The following is a 20,129-nucleotide window of genomic DNA, read 5'->3' on the forward strand; positions in this document are numbered from 1 at the left end:
AACAGCTATTAACCAGCCGCTTCCCATGCCTAGGAAAATGACTATCCCGGGTGACAGATAGGCTGGCAGCATGACGTTGGGGGACGCGGCGGAGCCGCTTGTGCACATTCAAAACTTCCGGATGGATTTCGGGGACACCATGGTCATAGAGGACTTGTCCTTTGATGTGAGGGCGGGGGAGACCTTCGGGTTCCTGGGCTCTAACGGATCCGGAAAGACCACGACGCTGCGGGCCCTGCTGGGCATCTACCTGCCCACGGCCGGGACCCTGCACATCGGCGGGAAAGTGTTCGAACCCCGTGACGGCGCCCGCCTCGGCTACCTGCCCGAGGAGCGCGGCCTGTACAAGAAGGAAGCCGCCCTGGACGTGATGGTCTACTTCGGCCGGCTCAAAGGCCTGTCCAAGACGGCAGCCAAAACCTGGTCTTTGGACTACCTGGAGCGGGTCGGGCTTGCAGACAAGGCCGCGGTCCGGCTGGACAAGCTCTCCGGCGGCCAGCAGCAAAAGGTCCAGCTCGGCGTGACCATCATGAACGACCCCGAGCTGCTCATCCTGGACGAACCGACCAAGGGCTTCGATCCGGTGAACCGGCGGCTGCTGATGGACATCATCGAGGAGCAGAAGTTGGCCGGCGCGACCGTCATCATGGTCACCCACCAGATGGAGGAAGTGGAGCGGCTCTGCGACCGGGTCATCCTGCTCAAGGACGGCACCGCCCGCGCCTATGGGACCGTCTCCGAGGTGCAGGAGCAGTTCGGCGGGACCGTGTACCGGCTCAGCTACGGGGGCATCCTGCCCGCCTCGACCCTGTACGACGTCGTCACCGATGTTGGCGGACGGGCCGAGCTCGCTCCACGGGCGGGGGCCACCGACGCGGCGGTCGTTCGCGAGCTGGTGGACGCCGGCGTCGCGGTGGGCTCCTTCACCGCCGCCCGGATCTCTTTGGAGGAGATCTTCATCCAGGTCTACGGCGAACAGCAGATGGCAGAGGTCTAGCAATGGCATTTTCACAGCACAACCTGGGCACCGTTGTCGGGTTCGAGTTCATGCGGACCATCAAGAAGAAGGGCTTTGCGATCGCCACCCTGTCGATCCCGGTCCTCTTGGTGCTGCTCTTCGTCCTAATCTACGCCTCCAACTCCAGCACCGAGGCCAGCGCTGACGCACAGAAGAACTCTTCGATTGCCTTCACGTATACCGACGCCTCCGGCATCATTACGGCCGCCATGGCCCAAGCCGCCGGCGGGAAGACCGCCACAGACCCGGACGCGGCCATCGCCGCGGTGAAGGACGGCAGCAGCGAGGCGTACTTCGCCTACCCGGCGGACCCGTCCACGGAGCCGGTGAAGGTCTACGGAGCCGACAAAGGCATGTTCGAGAACGGCAAGTACGAGGCCGTGGCCGAGCAGCTGCTCAACGCGGCCGCCCAGTCCCAGGTCGCCAACCCGCGGCTGACCGCGGCCCTAGCGGAGGATGTGGCCTTCGAATCCGAAATCTACCGGGACGGGAAGCCCTCCGGCGGCGTCGGGGCGGTCATTCCGCCGATGCTGTTCCTGGTCCTGTTCTACGTCGCCATGATCCTGCTCTCCAACCAGATGCTGAACTCCACCCTGGAGGAGAAGGAGAACCGGGTCACCGAGATGATCCTGACGACCCTGAACCCGACCACCCTGATCACCGGCAAGATCATCTCCCTGTTCGCCGTCGGACTCGTCCAGATGCTCGTCTTCGTCACGCCGATTGCCGCCGGCTACCTGCTGTTCCGCGATTCCCTGGCCCTGCCGGAAATGGACCTGTCCACACTGGTCTTCGAACCCGGGCCCCTCATCATCGGCGCGCTGCTGCTCCTGGGCGGGTTCACCCTGTTCACCGGCGTCCTCGTGGCCATCGGAGCGATCATGCCTACCGCGAAGGAAGCCGGCACCATCTTCGGCCCGCTCATGGCCGCGATGTTCATCCCCTTCTACACGTTCAGCCTGATCATCTCCGACCCCAAGTCCCTCATCGTGCAGGTGTTCACCTACTTCCCGTTGACCGCCCCGGTCACCGCCATGCTCCGCAACGGCTTCGGCACCCTCTCCGGCACGGAGGCCACCATCGTCATCGCCGAACTGTTCATCGTCGGGCTCCTCATCCTCCGCCTCGCCGTCCACCTCTTCCGGTACGGCTCCATCGAATACGGCAAGAAACTCTCCATCGCCGGGACCTTCCGCCGCAAAGAACTCGCGGCCAAATGAGCCCGTTCATCGTCCTGCCCGTCCCAGTGGGCATCCTCTGGTTGGGCCACGCGGGCCTGACTATCGTGCACGGCCCCGCTTCCTGGTACACCCGCTGGATCCTCTTCGCTGGGCTGCCGGTCTTAGCTATAGCGATGCTCCTCTCGGGCGGAATGGTTGGTTTCGTATTCGCGCTAATAGCCGCCCTGACGTGGCTGGGGATAATCCTCCTGGAGGTGTTTCTCACGATCGGGTTGATGGTGTGGAGGGATGCTCGGGCGGAAAAGGCACTTTGAAACGCCGGGAAATCTGGGGACCGCCCTCCTAGTCGCAGCGGCCCTCGGTGCATGGGCAGATCACGCTATCTATGAGGCGTATCGGGCCGCTGCGAGGGACGACCTGCTGCTCTACATAGGCATGCCTGCGGACTCGATCTCCTCTTGGTTCCGGATTGCGGCGCTCCTGTCCGGCGGCGCCGGACTGTCGCTCCTTCTTCCGGCGTTGATCGGCCGCATTCCCAAGAAGATCCCACGACGCACCGCCGGCTGGATCACCGGAGTGGCGGTCGCGGCCGCCGTGCCCTACTTCGGCCTCATATTTCTCTTCGCAGCCCTTGGGGCGTTCGGCATCGGTGACACCTTGAAGTTCGTGGCCGCGGACGGAACCTCGGTGCTCGTGTCCCAGGACGGGTTCGACGGCGACACTGTCATCATCTACACACAGCACGACGAGTATCACTACAAGAGGGTCAGCGACGCTCCGGAGATCTCCGGCTGGCCGCGGGTGAAAGACCAGGACTGCCAGCTGGCCACCGACGGCGGGTTGACCCTCATCTGCGGGGCTACGAGGCTGGACATCGACCGTTAGGCGCCTCGTCCGGAACACAGCCGAAAGGCTGCGCATAGAGCATCATCAGGAAAGGCCTAAACGCCCTAGCAGCCTGGCCACCCTGCTCTTCTTCTTCGCCGGTTCCGGGGCGGGATCGTCAATCGATGGAACATCGTCATCGTCGTCTGGTTCATCGTCAAACTTTCCAGCGACTGCGAGGTCAATGTGGATGCCTGTCAGATTGCCCTGGGCGTCTCTGGTTTGGAGGAGCCAGTAGAAGCCATCACCCCAGCCCGAGTGAGACAGCACGACATTCTCGCCGCTCTGTGCCAGGGGCATGACAATGTTGGCGGTGCCCGCAGGGTATGGTCCGTCGGCGTCCATGAGGTTGAACCAGGAGTTGGGGCTATCCGATTCGAATAGCCCGTCGTACCAGGTAGATGGGTCGGGCATGCATCGCCGCACCGCTTCTGCATCGACGAAGGCCACGGTGCCAGCGTCCACTCCCACCGTGAAGTACTCGCCGGGAGGAGGCGGACCGTCGGGACCGGGGGCAGCTTCGACGGTTACGGGATCAGCGTCCGAGAGAACGAGTGAGAGGTATGCCTCACGCAGGTGCGAGCCGTCCTGTTCGGGCGAAACGTCCGCTACTGTGACGCGAACCGGGTAGTCTCCTGGAGTGAGGCTGACAACTACGGGGTAATCGAGGCCCGCGAAGGGGTCGCAGACGCCCAGCTTTCCGGACGGCAGCCGCAGTTGGCCCAGGTCATGAACGGTCAGCTTGCCCCTCGCGCCGGTACTAAGAGGCGCCATCCCCTGCCGAAGGGCGTAGAAGTCGGTTATATCCATCTGGCAATCCTCGTCGGTAATCGCCGGGCAGGTGGCACGACGCGCAGGGCGGCATCTGGTCCCGGTCGTGCCGTACACATAAAATTTGAACCCCACGATCGATAGAAAGACCCCAGTGAAGCAGAGTATTTTCGCCCGCGTTGCCCAGCTCGCCAAGGCCAACCTGAACGCCCTCCTGGATTCCGCCGAAGACCCGCAGAAGATGCTCGACCAAATGGTCCGGGACTACTCGGCGAACATCCGTGAAGCCGAGGCCGCCGTCGCCCAGACCATCGGCAACCTCCGCATGGCCGAAGACGACCACGCCCGCGCGGTGAACGACGCCAGCACGTGGGGCAATAAGGCCATCGCCGCATCCCGGAAAGCCGACGAGTTCCGTGCCGCCGGGAACAGCGTGGACGCCGACAAGTTCGATGCCCTCGCCAAGCTCGCCCTTCAGCGGCAGATGACCGCCGAATCCACCGCCAAGGCCCAGGAACCGTCCTTGGCCACCCAGAACGAGGTCGTCGACAAGCTCAAGCAGGGCCTGGACCAGATGCGCACTAAGCTCGGGGAGCTGACCGCCAAGCGCAACCAGCTCGTCAACCGCTCCCGTGTCGCCGCCGCCCAGTCCCAGGTCCACGACGCCCTCAAGTCCTTGAATGCCGGAGACCCCACGTCGGCCATAGGTCGGTACGAGGAGAACATACGCCGCCAGGAAGCCACGGTCCGCGGCCAGCAGGAACTCGCTGCCTCATCCCTGGACGCCCAGTTCGCCTCCCTCGAAGACCTCGGAGAGCAGACCGAAGTGGAAGCACGGCTCGCCGCGCTCAAGTCCATGGACCGCAAGGCCATCGACTACTAGGAGACCATCCATAGGGCCTTTGACCCCACCTTACGGGCCACCGCAGTGATGAAGTCATCGCTTTTCGCTAGGCATCTTGAGGTAGTCGGTCCTGTTCCTCGGAGCGGCGCTCCTTTTACCAACGGGAAGGCATCGAGCTTGTTGCTCTCCCAGAATTCGCCACCGCCGAGTAGGCAGCAGGACCGCCTCTCCCGCATGTAAACCAACAAGTGCCGGGCGCTGTCTTTGATCCCAATACGCGGGGCTTTTACCTTCGGCGGTACGGGATGCTGCTGATCCTGGTGGTCGGACTTTAGGCGGCTGCGGGGACGGTCTGCTTTGCGGTGTTGAGGTGGTCCTTGAGTTCGGTGATGAAGGCTTTAAGGTTCGCGGAACGGCAATCCCGCCGCCACATCAGCCACGTTTCTGCCGTGCCGAGACTGCCTTCGATCTCATGCACCTGAACACGGCTTGCTCCGGGCAGCGTCTCGAGGAGGGATTTGGGCATCATGCAGATCCCGCCGCCGGCCGCTACGCACGCGAGCATGCTGTAGTACGAGGAGATCTCCACGATCCTTCCAGGAACCATTCCTTGGGAATCAAGCCAATCCTCAAAGCGCTGGCGGTAGGAGCAAATGGTGCCAAACATGAACGCCGTCGGGTGGGAGGCCTTGAAGTCGTCGTCGATTTCTGTGACCGTCTGCGGGGTGAGGATCACGAGGTCCTCGGCAAATGCCCTAATCCCCGTCAGTGAGGGCACGGCTGGCTTTCCGTCAGAGAATGCTGCCGTGAGTTGCCCGTTCAGCAGATGATCGAACAGCACTCCCGATGAGCCTGCTTCGAGCTCCACGTCGACCGCGGGGTAACGGAGATGGAAGCTGGCCAGGATCGGCGGTATTCGCACCGCCGCAGTGCTTTCAAGGGCGCCGAGACGGAACTTGCCGCGGGGTTCGCCCTGGGCCGTGAAGGCTTTGGCGTCGTTGCACATGTCGATGATCTTTTGGGCATGATCCCGAAAGATCTCCCCGTCGGCTGAGAGGGAGCTTTGCCGCTTGTCCCGGACCAGGAGCTTGACCCCAAGTTCCCGCTCCAACTGCTGGATCCGGGTGGAAACGTTCGAAGGGGCGCGAAGAAGCTTATTGGCGGCTTTGGTGATGCTGCCTGTCTCCGCCACGGCAAGAAAGATTTCCAGCTGCGAGATCTCCATTGTCCTCGTTCTCTCTAACTGAAGTGATGCGCGTTGAAGCATCATGTTTAGAGAATGATGACAGCCTTAGCGCAGCAATTCAAGCGTCTGTATACGAGGTGCCGCTTCATCGCCCACCAAAAGAGCTGTATGGAGCAAGGGAAAAAGCGGGAGAGGCACCCCCTCCTCCCATCGTTCTGTTTTGGAGAAGTGACACTTCGGAAACTTCTTATTTATCAAAGTGTCGAAGGCTTCTAGAGTCGTTGTTAGCCCCATCACACGATCTTGAAGGAACACCATTATGGGCACCATCGAAGTTGCCGTCGCGAAGTCGACGAACCCGGCCACCGGCGAAGACGTTGCGACCTACCCCTACTTGGACGAGCAGGCCGTGGCGAACGTTGTCCGGTCAGCCGCTGAGGGATTCGCTAACTGGCGCGACACAACTCCTGCAGCGCGGGCCGAGGTTTTCCGCCGTCTTGCGGAACTGCTGCGCCGGGACATGGCCAAGCTCGCCAACGTGATCACCGCCGAAATGGGCAAGCCCGTTACGCAGGCCCAGGCAGAGGTCACCAAGTGCGCGAACATGCTGGACTGGTATGCCGAGAACGGGCCGGCCATGCTGGAAGACACGGCGACGACCATCGGCCCGGAAGCCTACGTCTCCTACCTGCCCACCGGCACGGTGTTGGCGATCATGCCGTGGAACTTCCCCGTCTGGCAGATCTTCCGGGGCGCCGCCCCCATCATCCTCGGCGGCAACGGCTACCTCCTTAAGCCCGCGTCGAATGTCGTCGGCTGCGCCTTGGCGCTGGAGTCACTGTGGGAGGAAGCAGGGCTTCCGAAGGGCACCTTCGCGGTAGTGAACTGCGACCGTGACCAGGTCCCGGCGATCATCCACAATCCGGCCATCACGGGTGTCGCAGTGACCGGCGGGACCGTTGCCGGGCAAAGCGTGGCAGCGGAGGCCGGCCGTGCCCTGAAGAAGGTCATCCTGGAACTTGGTGGATCGGACCCGTTCATCGTTCTGGCCGACGCCGACCTGGACAAGGCGGTCGACGCTGCGGCCACCGGGCGCATGGTGAACGCGGGCCAAGTGTGCATCTCGGCCAAGCGAATCATCGTCGAACGCCCCGTCTATGCCGAGTTCACCGCCAAACTGGCACGACGGGTCGAAAGCTTCAAAGTCGGGGACCCTAGCGACCCGGAAACCTTCGTCGGCCCGATGGCCAAAGAAGAAGGCCTGCTGGACGTGGACGACCAGGTCAAGCGCTCCGTTGCCGAAGGAGCGGAGCTTCTGACCGGTGGCCACCGCATCCCCGGCCCCGGGTCCTTCTACGCCCCGACCGTCCTGGCCGGCGTCACCGAAGCCATGACCGCCTTCAAAGAGGAGATCTTCGGGCCGGTCGCCACTGTCATCGCCGCCGAAGACGCAGAGGACGCCTTGGCCAAGGCCAACAACTCCGAGTTCGGGCTCAGCGCCGCTATCTGGACTGCCGACAGTGCGAAGGCCCGCGCCATGGCCCGGAAGATCGACGCCGGCGGGGTCTTCATCAACGGGCTCTCCGTCTCGGACCCCCGGATCCCGATCGGCGGGGTGAAGAAGAGCGGTTTCGGCCGGGAACTGTCCTACCTGGGCGTCCACGAATTCACCAATATCCAGGCGGTGTGGGACCAGACCCCGCTAAACGCCGCCAAGGAAGCAGCACAAGGAGTAGCACAATGAGCACCACGACCATCAACCAGGAACTGTTCGACAAGGGCCTTGCCACCCGGCGCGAAGTCCTCGGCGACGAATACGTCCAGCGCAGCCTGGACAGCGCCGACGAGTTCTCCATGCCCATGCAGGAACTCGTCACCCAGTACTGCTGGGGCGACGTCTGGAACCGCCCAGGCCTGGAACGCGCAGAGCGCAGCCTGATCAACCTGGCCATGATCAGCGCCCTGAACCGGCCCCACGAACTGAAGGTCCACGTCCGCGGCGCGGTCCGCAACGGTGTCACCAAGGAGCAGATTAAGGAAGTCTTCCTCCAGGTCGCCATCTATTGCGGCGCCCCCGCCGCTTTGGAAAGCTTCCGCCTCGCCCGTGAAGTCTTCAAAGAAATGGAAGCCGAAGCATGAGCACCATCGGCTTCATCGGCCTGGGCAACATGGGCTTCCCCATGGCCTCCCGGCTCGCCGACGCGAACCACACCCTGATCGTGGACGACCGCGACAAGGGCGTGGTTCAGCGGTTCCAGGACCAGCACCCCACGTCACGCACGGCCCCGGACGCCAAAGCCTGGCAGGACGCGGACATCATCATCACGATGCTGCCCAACTCCGACATCGTCGAAGCCGTCCTGACCGGGGGAGTAGCCGCGGCCGCCTCGTTGAACACCCTGTTCATCGACATGTCCTCCTCCGAACCCATCCGCTCCCGCGATTTGGGCGCCCGGCTCGAACACCAGGGCATGCGCTACCTGGACGCCCCCGTCTCCGGCGGCGTCCGCGGAGCACAAAACGGTCAGCTCGCCATCATGGTCGGAGGCCGCTGGCACGATCTGGACCAGGCCACCGAGCTCTTCGAAGTCCTTGGCAAATCCGTCATCCACGTCGGCCACGCCGGCTCCGGACACGCCGCCAAGGCCCTGAACAACCTGGTCTCCGCAGCCTCGGTCGCAGCCACCGTCGAAGCCCTGCGCGTCGGTGAACGCTTCGGCATCGACCCGGCCACCCTGACCCAGGTCCTGAACGCCTCCTCCGGGCGGAGCAACACCTCCGAGAACAAGGTCGCCCAGTTCATGCTTTCGGGCACATTCGGCTCTGGGTTCCCGATCGGGCTGATGACCAAGGACATCAAAATCGCCACGGCCCTCGCCGATTCCCTGGGCGTTGATGCCCGCTTCAGCCACGACTGCGAAGCCATCTGGCAGTCCGTCCTCGACGCCGGCCACGACGCCGAAGACCACACGAGGATGTATGAATACCTCGCCACCCCCACCCCTGCTTTCAACGATGAAAGGCAAATCCATGCGTGACTTCGCACAGGTGCTGCAGACCGCGACCAAGGACTTCGAGTTCAACCGCGAGATGCGCTACTACACCGGCAACCTGCACGTCGCCATCGGCGACAAGGCCTGGCTGGCCACCTACGACGACGGCAAATTCCTCTCCGTCGAACCCTCCGACACCGACCCCCAGGGCGCGGCGATCTGGATCAAGGGCACCGAGGAGCAGTGGCAGGACATGACCGCCGAGTACCCGCGGCCGTTCTTCCAGTCCCTGCAAAGCTCATCCGCCAAGCACGGCGTGCTGCTGAGCAACACCCACCAGCTCTACGCCTACCTGCCGGCCCTGAACCGGCTCATGCAAATCTTCCGCCAGCTCAACCGCGAAGGAGCGTAATAGCCATGGCAAAGTTCGAACCCATCAAAGGTGGCTACGTCTACCTCACCGTCGAAGACATCGAATACCGGGTCTACTACGAAGAAGCCGGCCAGGGCATCCCGCTGATCGTCGGGCACACCGCAGGCTCGGACGGCCGCCAGTACCGCCACCTGCTTAACGATGAAGAGGTCACCTCCCGCTACCGGGTCATCGCCTTCGACCTGCCCTTCCACGGCAAGTCACTACCCCCGCACGGGGACAAATGGTGGACCCGCGAATACAACATGACCAAATCCCGCATGATGGCCTTCCCCAACGCCCTCTCCGAAGCTCTGGAACTGGACCGCCCCGTATACATGGGCAGCTCCATGGGCGGGCACCTGGCCATCGACCTAGCCTCCAACTTCAACGACCGCTACCGCGCCACGATCTCGGTCGAAGGCGCCCTGCGCTCCGCCGCCGAATACGTGGAAGTCGGCATGGACGGCATCCGCCGTGAATTCGACAACCCCAACGTCTCACGCACCTCCACCGGTGCCGCGATGCTGCTGAACATCTCCCCGTACTCCCCAGAGGAGAACGTCCGGGAGATCCAGTGGGAGTACCAGTGCGGCGGGCCCGGAGTCTTCGCCGGAGACCTCTATTACTACTACTACGACCACAACGTCAGCCCCGAAGAAGCTGCAGCGATCGACACAAGCAAGTGCATGCTGTACTTCCTCACCGGCGAATACGACCCCAACACCTCACCGGCCGACACTAAGGAAGCCGCGAACCTGGTCAAGGGCTCAAAGTTCTGGGAAATGCCAAAGCTCGGCCACTTCCCGGTCACCGAGAACTACACCGAGTTCCGCAAGTTCCTCCTGCCGATCCTCGAAGAAATCGAAGGTAAGTCCGCCTAGGACCCACCCTCCGGCGGGCCGGCATTGACCGGCCCGCCGCACATAGCGCCCATCATCCCGGCGCAACCACCGTTTCCAGGGCCCCGCTGCCGCCAAGTCCTTAGGCAGTCACACCCAAAAACAGGTGTAATCCCCATCACATTTCATCAGTACCCATCAATGGAGCTGGATCATGTCCTCAACAAACACCACGGCTTGGCGGCCCGCTCACGTCACCAACCGGCAAATCAAATTCGCGACCGTCCTTTGCTTCCTGGCCTGGGCGTTCGCCGTCTATGACTTCATCCTCTTCGGCACGCTACTGCCCGAACTCGGCAAAGACCTCGGCCTGAACGAAGCCGAACAGGCCACCATGGTCACCTGGATGTCCGTCGGCGCCGTCGGCATGGGCCTCATCGCAGGACCCGTCGTGGACAAGTTCGGCCGTAAAGCCGGCCTCGCCTTCACCACCGCCGGAGCAGGCATCGCCTCTGCACTGACCGCCCTCGGCGGGATCGTTCCGGTCTCCGTCCTGATCGCCATCAGGTCCCTCAGCGGTTTGGGCCTGTCCGAACAGGGCGTCAACGGCGCTTACCTCAGCGAGCTCTACGGCGCCTCCGATGACCCGCGGATCAAGAAGCGCCAGGGATTCATCTACTCCCTGGTTCAGGGTGGCTGGCCGATCGGTGCCATTCTCGCCGCGGCGCTGACCGCCGTCCTGCTCCCGGTCATCGGCTGGGCCGGTTGCTTCGTCTTCGCAGCCATCCCCTCCCTAATCGTCGCCGCCCTGGCCCGCAAACTGCGTGAATCCCCTCAGTTCGAATCCATCCAGAAGATCCGCCGCCTCCAAAAGGCGGGCCACAAGGCCGACGCGGAAAACCTCTCCGCCGCACTCGGGATCGAAGAGCACGAAACCCGCAGCACCCTCGCTGACGTCTTCCGCGGCCGGAGCCTGCGCACCACCCTTGCCCTCGGATTGGGCCACATCCTGAACTACTTCCCCGTCCAGGTCTTCAGCGTGCTCGGCACCACGGTTCTGGTCAGCGTCCACAACGTGTCCTTCACCAACTCGCTGGTCATCCTCCTGATGTCCAACGTGATCGCCTACCTGGGCTACCTCACCCACGGACTCCTCGGCGACAGGTTCGGGCGTCGTAACGTCATCGCGTTCGGCTGGATCACCGGCGGCATCGTGTTCACCGCCATGATCTTTGGCCCCAGTGACTTCTGGACCGTCGTCGCTCTTTACAGCCTCGGAACGTTCTTCCTCATCGGCCCTTACTCCTGCGTGCTGTTCTTCGTCGGTGAAAGCTACGACACCCGCATCCGGGGCCGCGGAGCAACGTTCGTCGCCGCCGTCGGCCCTATCGGTGCGATCGTCTCCAGCGCCCTGGCCGCCACCCTGCTCACGGGCGGCGGCAACTGGGCCACCGCAGCGTTCCTCTTCGGAGCAATCCCCTGCGTCCTGTCCGGCCTCGCGGTCCTGTTCTCCCGTAAGCACCAGCACGTTGCGGACCCCGTACACATCCCGGCCGTCCCCGGGGCAGCCCCCGCCGACAAGACAGCCCACTAACAACCACGATCAGGCAGTTGCCGGGAGCCTACAAGCCCCCGGCAACTGCCGTCCAACGAAACGGATGCTCAATGCCTGAAATCGAGTACGGCCGCGTTGCCGTCATGACCAGCCCCCGGGAACTCGATTACGCCGAGTACCCCCTCCCCGCCCCCGAACCCGGTGCGATCCTGATGAAGGTGACCCGGGCCAACGTCTGCGGCTCCGAACTGCACATCTGGAACGGCAAACACCCCGTCAAGAGGAGTGGCGGCCTCGGCCACGAAATGGTCGGCACTGTCGCCGCCATCGGCGATGGCCGCCCCACCGACAACGCCGGCCAGCCACTCAACACAGGCGACCGCATCGTCGCCACCTACTTCCAGACCTGCGACCGCTGCGCCCGATGCCTCGGCGGACAACCCAACCTCTGCGACAACGCCTACGAATTCTTCAGCAAACAGCCAACCGAAGCACCCCACTTCCACGCCGCCTTCGGCACCCACTACTACATCCACCCCAGCCAGCACGTCTACAAAGTCCCCGACGAAATCCCCGACTCCGTCGCAGCCAGCGCCAACTGCGCCCTCTCCCAAGTAACGTTCGGCATCGACCAGATACGCCTGCAATACGGCGAAACGGTGCTCATCCAGGGAGCCGGCGGACTGGGCCTCAACGCCGTCGCAGTCGCCAAGGAACGCGGCACCACCGTCATCGTGATCGACCCCTCCAGCTCCCGACTCGAACAAGCCAGGTGCTTCGGCGCCAGCCACACCATCAACATGACAGACATCCCGGACCTGGAGGATAGGATCACCGCCATCCAGCAACTCACCGACGGCCAGGGTCCCGACGTCGCCATTGAACTGACAGGCGTTCCAAACGCCTTCGCCGAAGGGCTGCACCAGATCCGCCGCGGCGGACGCTACCTGGTCATGGGCAACCTGTCCCCCGGAAAAACGATCCCCTTCGATCCCGGCTACGTCACCCGCAAGGCCCTCACCATCAAGCACGTGGACCGCTATGAAGGCCGCTACCTACACAAGTCACTGGCCTTCCTCACCGAGCATCAGGACAAATACCCTTTCGATGCCATGGTCGACGCGACGTTCACCTTGGACGGTGTCGAAGATGCCCTCGAAAAGTCCCTGGCCCGCGAAGTCACCCGCGCTGCGATTCTCATGGGCGAGACAATTGCCTGAACACGCCACAATCCTTTGGCCCCTGCATCCTGAAAAGGAAAGCAGATGCGCACCTAAAATGTACCGGTGACCGACCAGCTGACTACATCGCCGAAGCCTACCGCCGCACCGTAGAACGTATCGCCGCCGGCGAGTTCGAGGACACCTGGGAATCGGCAACTACCTGACCTTTGAGCCTTTGCGGCGGCGGCCGACAGCCCAACAGCCGACCACCAGCAGGGCCGCTTCTACGCATGGACCTTCATGAACCTGCCTGTGAGACCCAAGCTTATTTGGCGCTTTCCGCCAAATAAGCTTGGGTCTCACATACGTTACGTACGTACTACGTCTTCTCTTGTTCCTGTGACCCTGACCTAACTGAGCAATTTGGCAGTATCTTGTGAGATGTCAACTTAGATGGCGTATGGACGAGTTAGTTGGCGTAGTGACAAGTTAGATGGCCGGTTGCCATTTGTCCGCCCCGTCATTTCGTGGGCCGATTTCGCGACCCATCGTCACAACACCGGTGAGGTGGGCACGAGAGGCCATGCCGCACCAAGCCCGCCAGTATTCAGTGCTGAGCTGTGTGTGGGCACTGATGCTCAATAAACTTCACGGATAAGTGCGGCTGGTTCTGGATCCGCGGTTACCGGTGTATGCGCTCTCGCCAGTCTGCCGGTACCTTGTCCGCCGGTGCAGGTGCCGGCTGCTCCGGTGGTCTGGACTGAGGATCCGGAAGTCGCGGGCCGCGGAAGAACTTCTTCGTGGTGTGCTCGTAGAACCAGTCTTCCCCAGGTTCAAAGGACCTCATGACGGGGTGACCGACGGTGCGCGCGTGGGCACTGGCATGCTGTGACGGTGATGAATCGCAGCATCCGATGTGGCCGCATTGGGCGCAGCGGCGAAGATGTAGCCACCATCCCGGGCCGTCACCGCTGAGGCACTCCAGACACCCTGTTCCACTGGGTGTGGCGGCCAGGCTGATTCCCGGAATAGGGCGATCCTCCATGGGGGTCCTCCATTTTCCATCGCTCCGGTTCTGCTAAGGTCTTCCCGCCTGCCCACTGTCGGGAGCTATTCTGGCAGAATCTCCGCGCCCTTGGAATGACAGAACCGAGGCGACAACCGGGTCCTGATACAACTCCGTTCCCGGTGGCGAAGGACCCTACCGGACACAGCGAGCGCCCCTTGTCCCCGATGTCCCAGCGCGAGTATCGTGAGCGCCACCGAACCATTGAACCGGAAAGACGGCGGCCATGGATCACTCGGTTCCGATCCTGCTGATTGCTACCAAGGACTCAGCCTCTCGGCGCATTCTTGAAGATGAGTTACGTCGACGCTACGGTGCCGACTACGAGGTGGTGGCCTGCGCCGACCACGCCCACGGGCGGGCGGTGCTTGAGGGACTCCGGCGCTGGAACCGCCCAGTCGCCCTCATACTCGGGTGCTACGGACCGGCTGACCGCGGTGGGCTCGATTTCCTGCGGCGTGCCTATGGCTTTCACCCGGCCGCCAAGCGTGGTGTTGTAGTGACATGGGGTGACTTCGCCAGTGCCCCCACTGTATTCCGGGCGATCGGGCAGGGATACGCCGAGTTGGTGATCATACGTCCCGAACGATCGCGCGACGAAGAATTTCATGGGGCGATTACAGACGCCCTCGACGACTGGCACCTGGCCCAGGGGCTTGGGTTCGAGGCGGTCCGGCTGATCGGGGAGATAGGCGACGAAAGGACTCATACGTTGCGCGACTCCCTGAGCCGGAACCACATCCCGGTGGGCTTCCACCCTGCCGGGTCCGAAATGGCGGAACGGACGCTGGAGAGCGTGAACCTGCGCGACCCCGTGCTGCCGGTCATGGTGCTGGAGTTCACCGCTCCACCAATTGTGCTCGAGAACCCCAGTGACGTGGAGATCGCCGAAGCGATGGGGGTGACGCGACCGCCACCGGCGGACAAGATCTTCGATGTGGTGGTCGTGGGAGCCGGTCCCTCCGGGCTCGCGACCGCCGTGTATGCCTCCTCTGAGGGCCTGTCCACCATGGTCGTGGAGGGAGAAGCTGTAGGAGGCCAAGCCGGCACCAGCTCGTTGATCCGCAACTACCCTGGCTTCTCCCGGGGTGTGAGCGGCGCCCATCTGGCCTACCGCTCATTTCACCAGGCCTGGACTTTGGGCACGGACTTCCTGTTCCTGCGGAGGGTGGAGGGGCTCGGCGTGGACGGAGCAGTGTACGCTGTGTCGATTTCCGATGGCACTGTCGTACGGTGCCGTACAGTCGTGGTGGCCACCGGCGTGGACTACCGTCGCCTCGGCATACCTCAGCTGGAGGACCTGGTCGGCAGGGGCGTCTTCTACGGGGCCACAGTCTCCGAGGCGCCGTCAATGACCGGAAAGCACGTCTGTGTCGTGGGTGGCGGCAACTCGGCCGGACAGGCGGTTCTGCACCTTGCGAAGTACGCGAAGAAGGTGACGCTGCTGGTGCGCGGACCCACTCTGTCAGTCAGTATGTCGGAGTACCTCATCTCGCAACTGGAGGCCACCAGGAACATTGCGGTCCGCTATAGCACCATGATCGTGGGGGCCCGCGACCAGGACGGATTCCTTGCCGCCGTCACGGTGGCCGCATCCGGTGCCGCCGACGCAACCCCGAGCGAGGAGATCGAAGCGGGCGGCTTGTTCGTGCTGATCGGTTCGGTGCCGCGGACGTCCTGGCTGCCCGAAACCGTAGAGCGTGACCCAGCCGGCTTTCTGCGCACGGGCGCCGGCCGGGATGTCAGTGACTCAGGGTCCGTCAGGCCGGACAGGTCGCCATTGGCGCTGGAAACCAGCATGCCCGGCATTTTCGCGATCGGCGACGTGCGGGCCGGTTCGATCAAAAGAGTGGCTACCGCAGTCGGGGACGGCGCCACCGTGGTCTCGATGCTTCACACCTACCTGGCCGAGAACCCGCTGCGTGCCTCGCCCCCTGTCCCTGGTGGGGCGGCCGCACCCGAGGAGCTGCCCGGTGATGATGTCCGCTTCAACTGAGGTCCCACCGTTGATTCCGCCGATGCGATGGCTGCTCTACGTCGCTGCATTCCTCGTGTTTCTTGCCGGGCTCGTGCTGTTCGTGTTTCCGCTCCGGACTGATGAATTCTTCGCGTGGACAGTCAATCCGCCAATGACCGCGGTCTTCCTCGGGGCGGCATACTGGTCGAGCGCCGGCCTGGAGGTGACGGGCGCCCGCTCAGCGAGTTGGGATTCAGCGAGGCTGGCAGTCTGGCCCGTGTTCGTCTTCACGACATTAACCTTCGGAGTCACCCTGCTTCATCTCGATCGCTTCCACCTGTCGCAAAGCACTGCCCCCACCGCCCAAATAGCCACCTGGGCGTGGCTGGCAATCTACGCCCTGGTGCCCGTGGCAATGCTCGTCATCAGCTGGATGCAGATCCGGTCCCGACGTCCTGCCTCAAAGTCCGTAACCGCGGGACGGCCAGTGCTACCCCCTGCGCTCCGGTTGCTCCTGGCGGTAATCGCTGGAGTACTGCTGTTATATGGCGTGGCGCTCCTGGCAGTACCCGTTCTTGCCGCAGCGTGGTGGCCGTGGCCACTGTCCGAGCTCACAGCGAGGGCGGTCGGGGCGTGGCTGGTCGGTCTGGGGTGGGCGGCCGCGCAGGGCCAGTTGAGTCGCGACCTCCGCACTGTGCGCCCCGTGGCCCTAACTTCCGTTGTCTTCGTCATTCTGCAGACGTTTGCCCTGCTGCGGTATGGCGACGCCCTCACATGGCCGAGCGCACCGGCGATCGGCTTCGTAACCGTACTACTCGCCGTTGGAGTGGCCGGCGGATGGGCACTCCAACTATCCCGTTCGCCGGTAGCCCGGGCCGGAATCACGTGAGCGGCCTTCGCGCATAGGCTTTATCCTCCGGACTGGTCGGGCCCCGACCACCCAAGACTGGCACCGAAGAACTGCTGCGCCTGCTCAACTCGGCCTTCAGCGGATCAACTCCTGTCACCTAACATTGATCCGAGACGCGAGCCCCTAGCCATTTCCTTCATCCAGGCTGTTGTGCGCAGTTGTTTCGGCAGGGGGAAGGGAGGGGGCCCTCCGGCACATCGCGAAACCCGTGTTGGTACCGGATGTACTTCCGGAAATGTTCAATTAGCTCCGTCAGCGAGTTCTGCTGCTGTAGGACAAGGAACGCCGAAAACTCACTGTTCATGCCGATGAGCAATTGCTCAGTTAGGACGGCATCTCACATTCTTCTTCTTGTATAAGGACGACGACCCACTTGGTCCTTCGGACAACCTAATTGAAGATCCTTGGACAAGATGCTTGGTCCTTTGGTGTTTCGGAGCTACTTGAGATATTTCGGAGCAAGTTGGACTAGTTCTGGATAAGGGGACTGCCTGGCCTGCGGCACCATGGATGGGTTTGGTCGGCCTGTTGCCTCACTAGGAATGCGAGTCCTAACATGCTGACATAGCGCGAACGTCTTCCCGCTCTCGCGGCGGACGCTTTGAGGCGTCCTCGTCCCAGGAGGGAGCACATGGCACGGCAGGACAAGGTGACGGTCGGGGCCCGGCCCGGGCCCTTCGGTCTCGATCTCACCCACGCGGCGGTAATCGTCGTCGACATGCAGAACGACTTCGGATCCCCGGGTGGCATGTTCGAACGGGCCGGCATCGACATCGCCCCGATCCGAGCGGCCGTCGGGCCAACCGTTCGCGTCGTGGACGCGGCGCGCGAGGCGGGGATCCCTATCGTTTATCTGAAGATGGGGTTCCGGCCCGATCTTTCCGACCTCGGGCCAGATCATGCGGCCAACCGCCAACGTCACCAGTTCATGGGCGTGGGTGAACCGGTCGTGGCGCCGGACGGCACCCCCAGTCGCGTGCTTGTCCGCGACACCTGGAACACCGACATCGTCGATGAGTTGGCGCCGGCACCGGGGGACCACATCATTTACAAGCACCGCTTCAGCGGCTTCTTCCAGACCGACCTGGAGGGGCTGCTGCGGAGTCAGGCGGTCCGGGACATCATCTTTACGGGCTGCACGACGAGCATCTGTGTCGAGTCGACGCTCAGAGACGCGATGTTCCGGGACTTCCGCTGCCTTCTGCTGGAAGACTGCACTGGGGAGCCCATCGGTGCTGCGGCTGATCGGACAAATCACGAGGCATCGTTGCTCTCTATCGAGACACTCTTCGGATGGGTGGCCACCTCGACCGCGCTGCTCCACGAGCTCACGGCGGCCGCACCGGCAGATCTTCGTCACAGCGCCACCGTCTGAGTCTCGGCCCTGGGTAACCACCGTGTCAGACCTCGTCGGGCTCGCTCGGCGGCCATGCTTCCATGAGTGCGGTTCAGGCAGCGTTGGCCGACCAACGTCGAGAAAAGGCCAACTAGGTACGAACAATGCCCTCTTCGGGTGATCGAACATTCCAAGTGAAAGGTGGGGTCAACTACGCTGGATAATCCAACTAGAGTTGGATCTCACAATTGGTCCTTCGGACAACCTAATTGATCCGTGGATAAAATGCTTGGTCCTTTGGTGTGAGTGGCGACTTAGATGGCACCAACTGACAAGTTTGTCGGTGCCGTCTATGAGATATCGACCTATTTGGAAGAAGCGCACCGTCTAGTTGGAAGTGAGTGCCCCCGGTTTGTTGACTCCTAATTCCCTGAGTCAACAAAAGCCGGGGCAGTCCCTTCCACCCAATCGGGTGCCCTACGAGATGGCTCGATCGGCCTAAGCGGAACATCCTTACGGGACGGTGAGCTTGGTAGTCCGGTGATTACTCCGGTCCACTGTAGTGGCGTGGCAACGACAGTATGGGGGTGCTTGTAGATGTCACAGTTCACGTTGCGCGGCTACCGTCGATGGTGGGTCACCGCGGCAATACTCTTTGTTGTCGTGTTCATGCCGACGATCTTCCATTTCCGTTTCAGGTCGGCGGGTCGCTTCTCCGGCATGGGCACCGGCTTGAGACCGCCGACGTCGGTGAAGGTGCTGATGGGGCCGGTGGGCTCGTCCACGCCGACGTACAGGTTCTGGAACCTGATGGTGCCGTGCTGTATGTGCGCGTAGCCCGGTTTCCACCTGCCCTGCAGCGAACCGGGGTGCGCGTCCGGGCGCCGGATCGCGCATCGATGAGCCCGCGTCCGAGGTCGTAGGATAACCGGGACCTTCTCTCCTGTCCGGACAACCAGGCGAAAATCAGGGTTCCGGACAGCGTAAGGGCAGCGCCAGCAATGACTGAGGACCGGAAGCCGTCTTCATTTCCGATGGGTGTCACAGGCAGGAGCACGAAGTTGCCGCTCAGCCAGGCCAGTCCGTCGTAGATCTTCTCCCGCCGGCTGCGCGGGGCCGGCCGTAGCGTTTCGGCTGCCATGGGTGCTTCCTGCTCGTGATCCGGTCGCGCGTTGTGTGTCCGCCGGGTCCGGAGTGCTTCAGGGGGAATGCATTCCCGGACCCGGCGTTCTGAAGCGGCGGGTTCGCGGCTCCGTCAGCTTCAGGGACACAAGAAGTTTCGGCTTCAGGCATTGGAAAACGCGTGTGCCACCTGAGAGTCCGCGACCGTTTTCACCCCTCTTTTGCGGGGTGAGGAGTGCGGGAACAAGGTCCTTCCAAGCTGTACGCCGAGGTGCTTTCTGAAGCGGTTGGCAACGTAGACCCCCCTTGGCCTGTTCCCATCCCTGGCGATGTCTTACGCTCGGCCTATGGCAGAGTCCGAGGGGATCAAGAGACTTCAGCCCCGGATGACCCGCGGCAGATCGGCCATATGCATGCGGCTATGCTCTCCTGTTTCGCTTCGGGAGTCTCCGTCCCACAGAGTTGGCCAGGCCGCACCGCTGAAGACGTCGTGTCGGCGAACTCAGGGACGACGGGGCCCGGTGCGGAGCGGTGGTGATGCACCTTACCGGTAACGTGTACCCCGCCCACTGCCCCTGTCCACGGCGTATCGCCCGGGCCGGGCAGCACCAGATGAGCGAAAAGGTACCCCTGCTGAACGGCAATAACCTGCGAAGTGGCCCCGTCGCAATCCAGCGCCAGCTCCATCGGCCGGAAGGGGGCGCCGGGATGCTCCTGTCCAACGGCGACCTTCGCACCGGAAGCACCAACGCAGGCTGCAGTGACGGTGTACAGCCCGGTTGCCGGCACCTTCGCTGTCGCGCCAAAGCCCCTGAGGGGTCCATCGAGTGGCCCCACTTCGAATAGGAGGATTGGCTCCGCCGACGCCCTAAGGAGCCGGTTCAGCTC

General features: G+C 62.9%; 19 protein-coding genes. 15 read left to right on the forward strand and 4 right to left on the reverse strand.

The annotated features are described in order from the left end of the window. Positions 1-70: 70 nt before the first annotated feature. Genes ACIP9X_RS12100 through ACIP9X_RS12115 form a run of 4 tightly spaced genes read left to right on the forward strand, consistent with a single transcriptional unit; the run spans position 71 to position 3,084 of the window. Positions 71-997, forward strand: a complete 927-nt coding sequence (locus ACIP9X_RS12100; RefSeq protein ID WP_400479981.1) for an ABC transporter ATP-binding protein — start codon at positions 71-73, stop codon at positions 995-997. A gap of 2 nt (positions 998-999) precedes the next feature. After that, on the forward strand, positions 1,000-2,238 hold the full coding sequence (locus ACIP9X_RS12105) for an ABC transporter permease (protein WP_400479982.1): 1,239 nt from the start codon (positions 1,000-1,002) through the stop codon (positions 2,236-2,238). Beyond that, positions 2,235-2,513 (forward strand): hypothetical protein, encoded by a 279-nt coding sequence (locus ACIP9X_RS12110; protein ID WP_400479983.1) that lies wholly within the window; start codon positions 2,235-2,237, stop codon positions 2,511-2,513. The genes ACIP9X_RS12105 and ACIP9X_RS12110 overlap by 4 nt, the downstream gene beginning before the upstream one ends. After that, positions 2,488-3,084, forward strand: coding sequence for a hypothetical protein (locus ACIP9X_RS12115; protein WP_400479984.1), 597 nt, complete (start codon positions 2,488-2,490; stop codon positions 3,082-3,084). Before ACIP9X_RS12110 ends, ACIP9X_RS12115 begins: the two co-directional genes overlap by 26 nt. Before the next feature lie 45 nt (positions 3,085-3,129). On the opposite strand, the gene ACIP9X_RS12120 is transcribed toward ACIP9X_RS12115, so the two are convergent. Further along, a complete protein-coding gene (locus ACIP9X_RS12120; protein ID WP_400479985.1) occupies positions 3,130-3,894 on the reverse strand; it encodes a DUF4241 domain-containing protein in 765 nt (254 codons plus the stop codon). Positions 3,895-4,009: 115 nt separating this feature from the next. Between ACIP9X_RS12120 and ACIP9X_RS12125 the strand changes: the two genes are divergently transcribed. Next, entirely contained in the window at positions 4,010-4,738 is a 729-nt protein-coding gene (locus ACIP9X_RS12125) for a PspA/IM30 family protein (protein WP_400479986.1), read from the forward strand. 292 nt (positions 4,739-5,030) lie between these two features. Here ACIP9X_RS12125 and ACIP9X_RS12130 read toward each other — a convergent pair whose 3' ends face one another. After that, complete coding sequence (locus tag ACIP9X_RS12130; RefSeq protein WP_400479987.1) at positions 5,031-5,924, reverse strand: LysR family transcriptional regulator; 894 nt, start codon at positions 5,922-5,924, stop codon at positions 5,031-5,033. Between the two features lie 280 nt (positions 5,925-6,204). Here ACIP9X_RS12130 and ACIP9X_RS12135 point away from each other — a divergent pair, with 280 nt between their 5' ends. The 7 genes from ACIP9X_RS12135 (at position 6,205) to ACIP9X_RS12165 (ending at position 12,907) form a co-directional block, all read left to right on the forward strand. Next, positions 6,205-7,629: an NAD-dependent succinate-semialdehyde dehydrogenase gene (locus ACIP9X_RS12135; RefSeq protein ID WP_400479988.1), complete on the forward strand. Its 1,425-nt coding sequence runs from the start codon at positions 6,205-6,207 to the stop codon at positions 7,627-7,629. Next, positions 7,626-8,024 (forward strand): 4-carboxymuconolactone decarboxylase, encoded by a 399-nt coding sequence (pcaC, locus tag ACIP9X_RS12140; protein ID WP_400479989.1) that lies wholly within the window; start codon positions 7,626-7,628, stop codon positions 8,022-8,024. The genes ACIP9X_RS12135 and pcaC overlap by 4 nt, the downstream gene beginning before the upstream one ends. Next, entirely contained in the window at positions 8,021-8,923 is a 903-nt protein-coding gene (locus tag ACIP9X_RS12145) for an NAD(P)-dependent oxidoreductase (RefSeq protein WP_400479990.1), read from the forward strand. The genes pcaC and ACIP9X_RS12145 overlap by 4 nt, the downstream gene beginning before the upstream one ends. Then, complete coding sequence (locus tag ACIP9X_RS12150) at positions 8,916-9,290, forward strand: hypothetical protein (RefSeq protein ID WP_400479991.1); 375 nt, start codon at positions 8,916-8,918, stop codon at positions 9,288-9,290. Before ACIP9X_RS12145 ends, ACIP9X_RS12150 begins: the two co-directional genes overlap by 8 nt. Positions 9,291-9,295: 5 nt before the next feature. Further along, complete coding sequence (locus ACIP9X_RS12155) at positions 9,296-10,174, forward strand: alpha/beta fold hydrolase (RefSeq protein WP_400479992.1); 879 nt, start codon at positions 9,296-9,298, stop codon at positions 10,172-10,174. A 172-nt stretch (positions 10,175-10,346) separates the two neighbouring features. Beyond that, positions 10,347-11,726, forward strand: coding sequence for an MFS transporter (locus tag ACIP9X_RS12160; protein WP_400479993.1), 1,380 nt, complete (start codon positions 10,347-10,349; stop codon positions 11,724-11,726). Positions 11,727-11,797: 71 nt separating this feature from the next. Continuing rightward, complete coding sequence (locus ACIP9X_RS12165; RefSeq protein WP_400479994.1) at positions 11,798-12,907, forward strand: zinc-binding dehydrogenase; 1,110 nt, start codon at positions 11,798-11,800, stop codon at positions 12,905-12,907. A gap of 625 nt (positions 12,908-13,532) precedes the next feature. Here ACIP9X_RS12165 and ACIP9X_RS12170 read toward each other — a convergent pair. After that, positions 13,533-13,895: a UBP-type zinc finger domain-containing protein gene (locus ACIP9X_RS12170; RefSeq protein ID WP_400479995.1), complete on the reverse strand. Its 363-nt coding sequence runs from the start codon at positions 13,893-13,895 to the stop codon at positions 13,533-13,535. 247 nt (positions 13,896-14,142) lie between these two features. On the opposite strand from ACIP9X_RS12170, the gene ACIP9X_RS12175 reads away from it, so the two are divergent. From ACIP9X_RS12175 to ACIP9X_RS12185, 3 genes are all read left to right on the forward strand, one after another. Continuing rightward, the gene (locus ACIP9X_RS12175; protein ID WP_400479996.1) at positions 14,143-15,912 is read left to right on the forward strand and encodes an FAD-dependent oxidoreductase; all 1,770 of its coding nucleotides are present in this window, start codon (positions 14,143-14,145) and stop codon (positions 15,910-15,912) included. Next, positions 15,896-16,762 (forward strand): hypothetical protein, encoded by an 867-nt coding sequence (locus tag ACIP9X_RS12180; RefSeq protein WP_400479997.1) that lies wholly within the window; start codon positions 15,896-15,898, stop codon positions 16,760-16,762. Before ACIP9X_RS12175 ends, ACIP9X_RS12180 begins: the two co-directional genes overlap by 17 nt. Positions 16,763-17,414: 652 nt before the next feature. Next, complete coding sequence (locus ACIP9X_RS12185; RefSeq protein ID WP_400479998.1) at positions 17,415-18,158, forward strand: cysteine hydrolase family protein; 744 nt, start codon at positions 17,415-17,417, stop codon at positions 18,156-18,158. A gap of 581 nt (positions 18,159-18,739) precedes the next feature. Here the strand turns inward: ACIP9X_RS12185 and ACIP9X_RS12190 are convergent. Further along, positions 18,740-18,904: a hypothetical protein gene (locus ACIP9X_RS12190; protein ID WP_400479999.1), complete on the reverse strand. Its 165-nt coding sequence runs from the start codon at positions 18,902-18,904 to the stop codon at positions 18,740-18,742. Between the last annotated feature and the right edge of the window lie 1,225 nt (positions 18,905-20,129).

The organism is Arthrobacter sp. NPDC093125, assembly GCF_044754225.1.
In the GTDB taxonomy this organism is placed as follows: domain Bacteria; phylum Actinomycetota; class Actinomycetes; order Actinomycetales; family Micrococcaceae; genus Arthrobacter.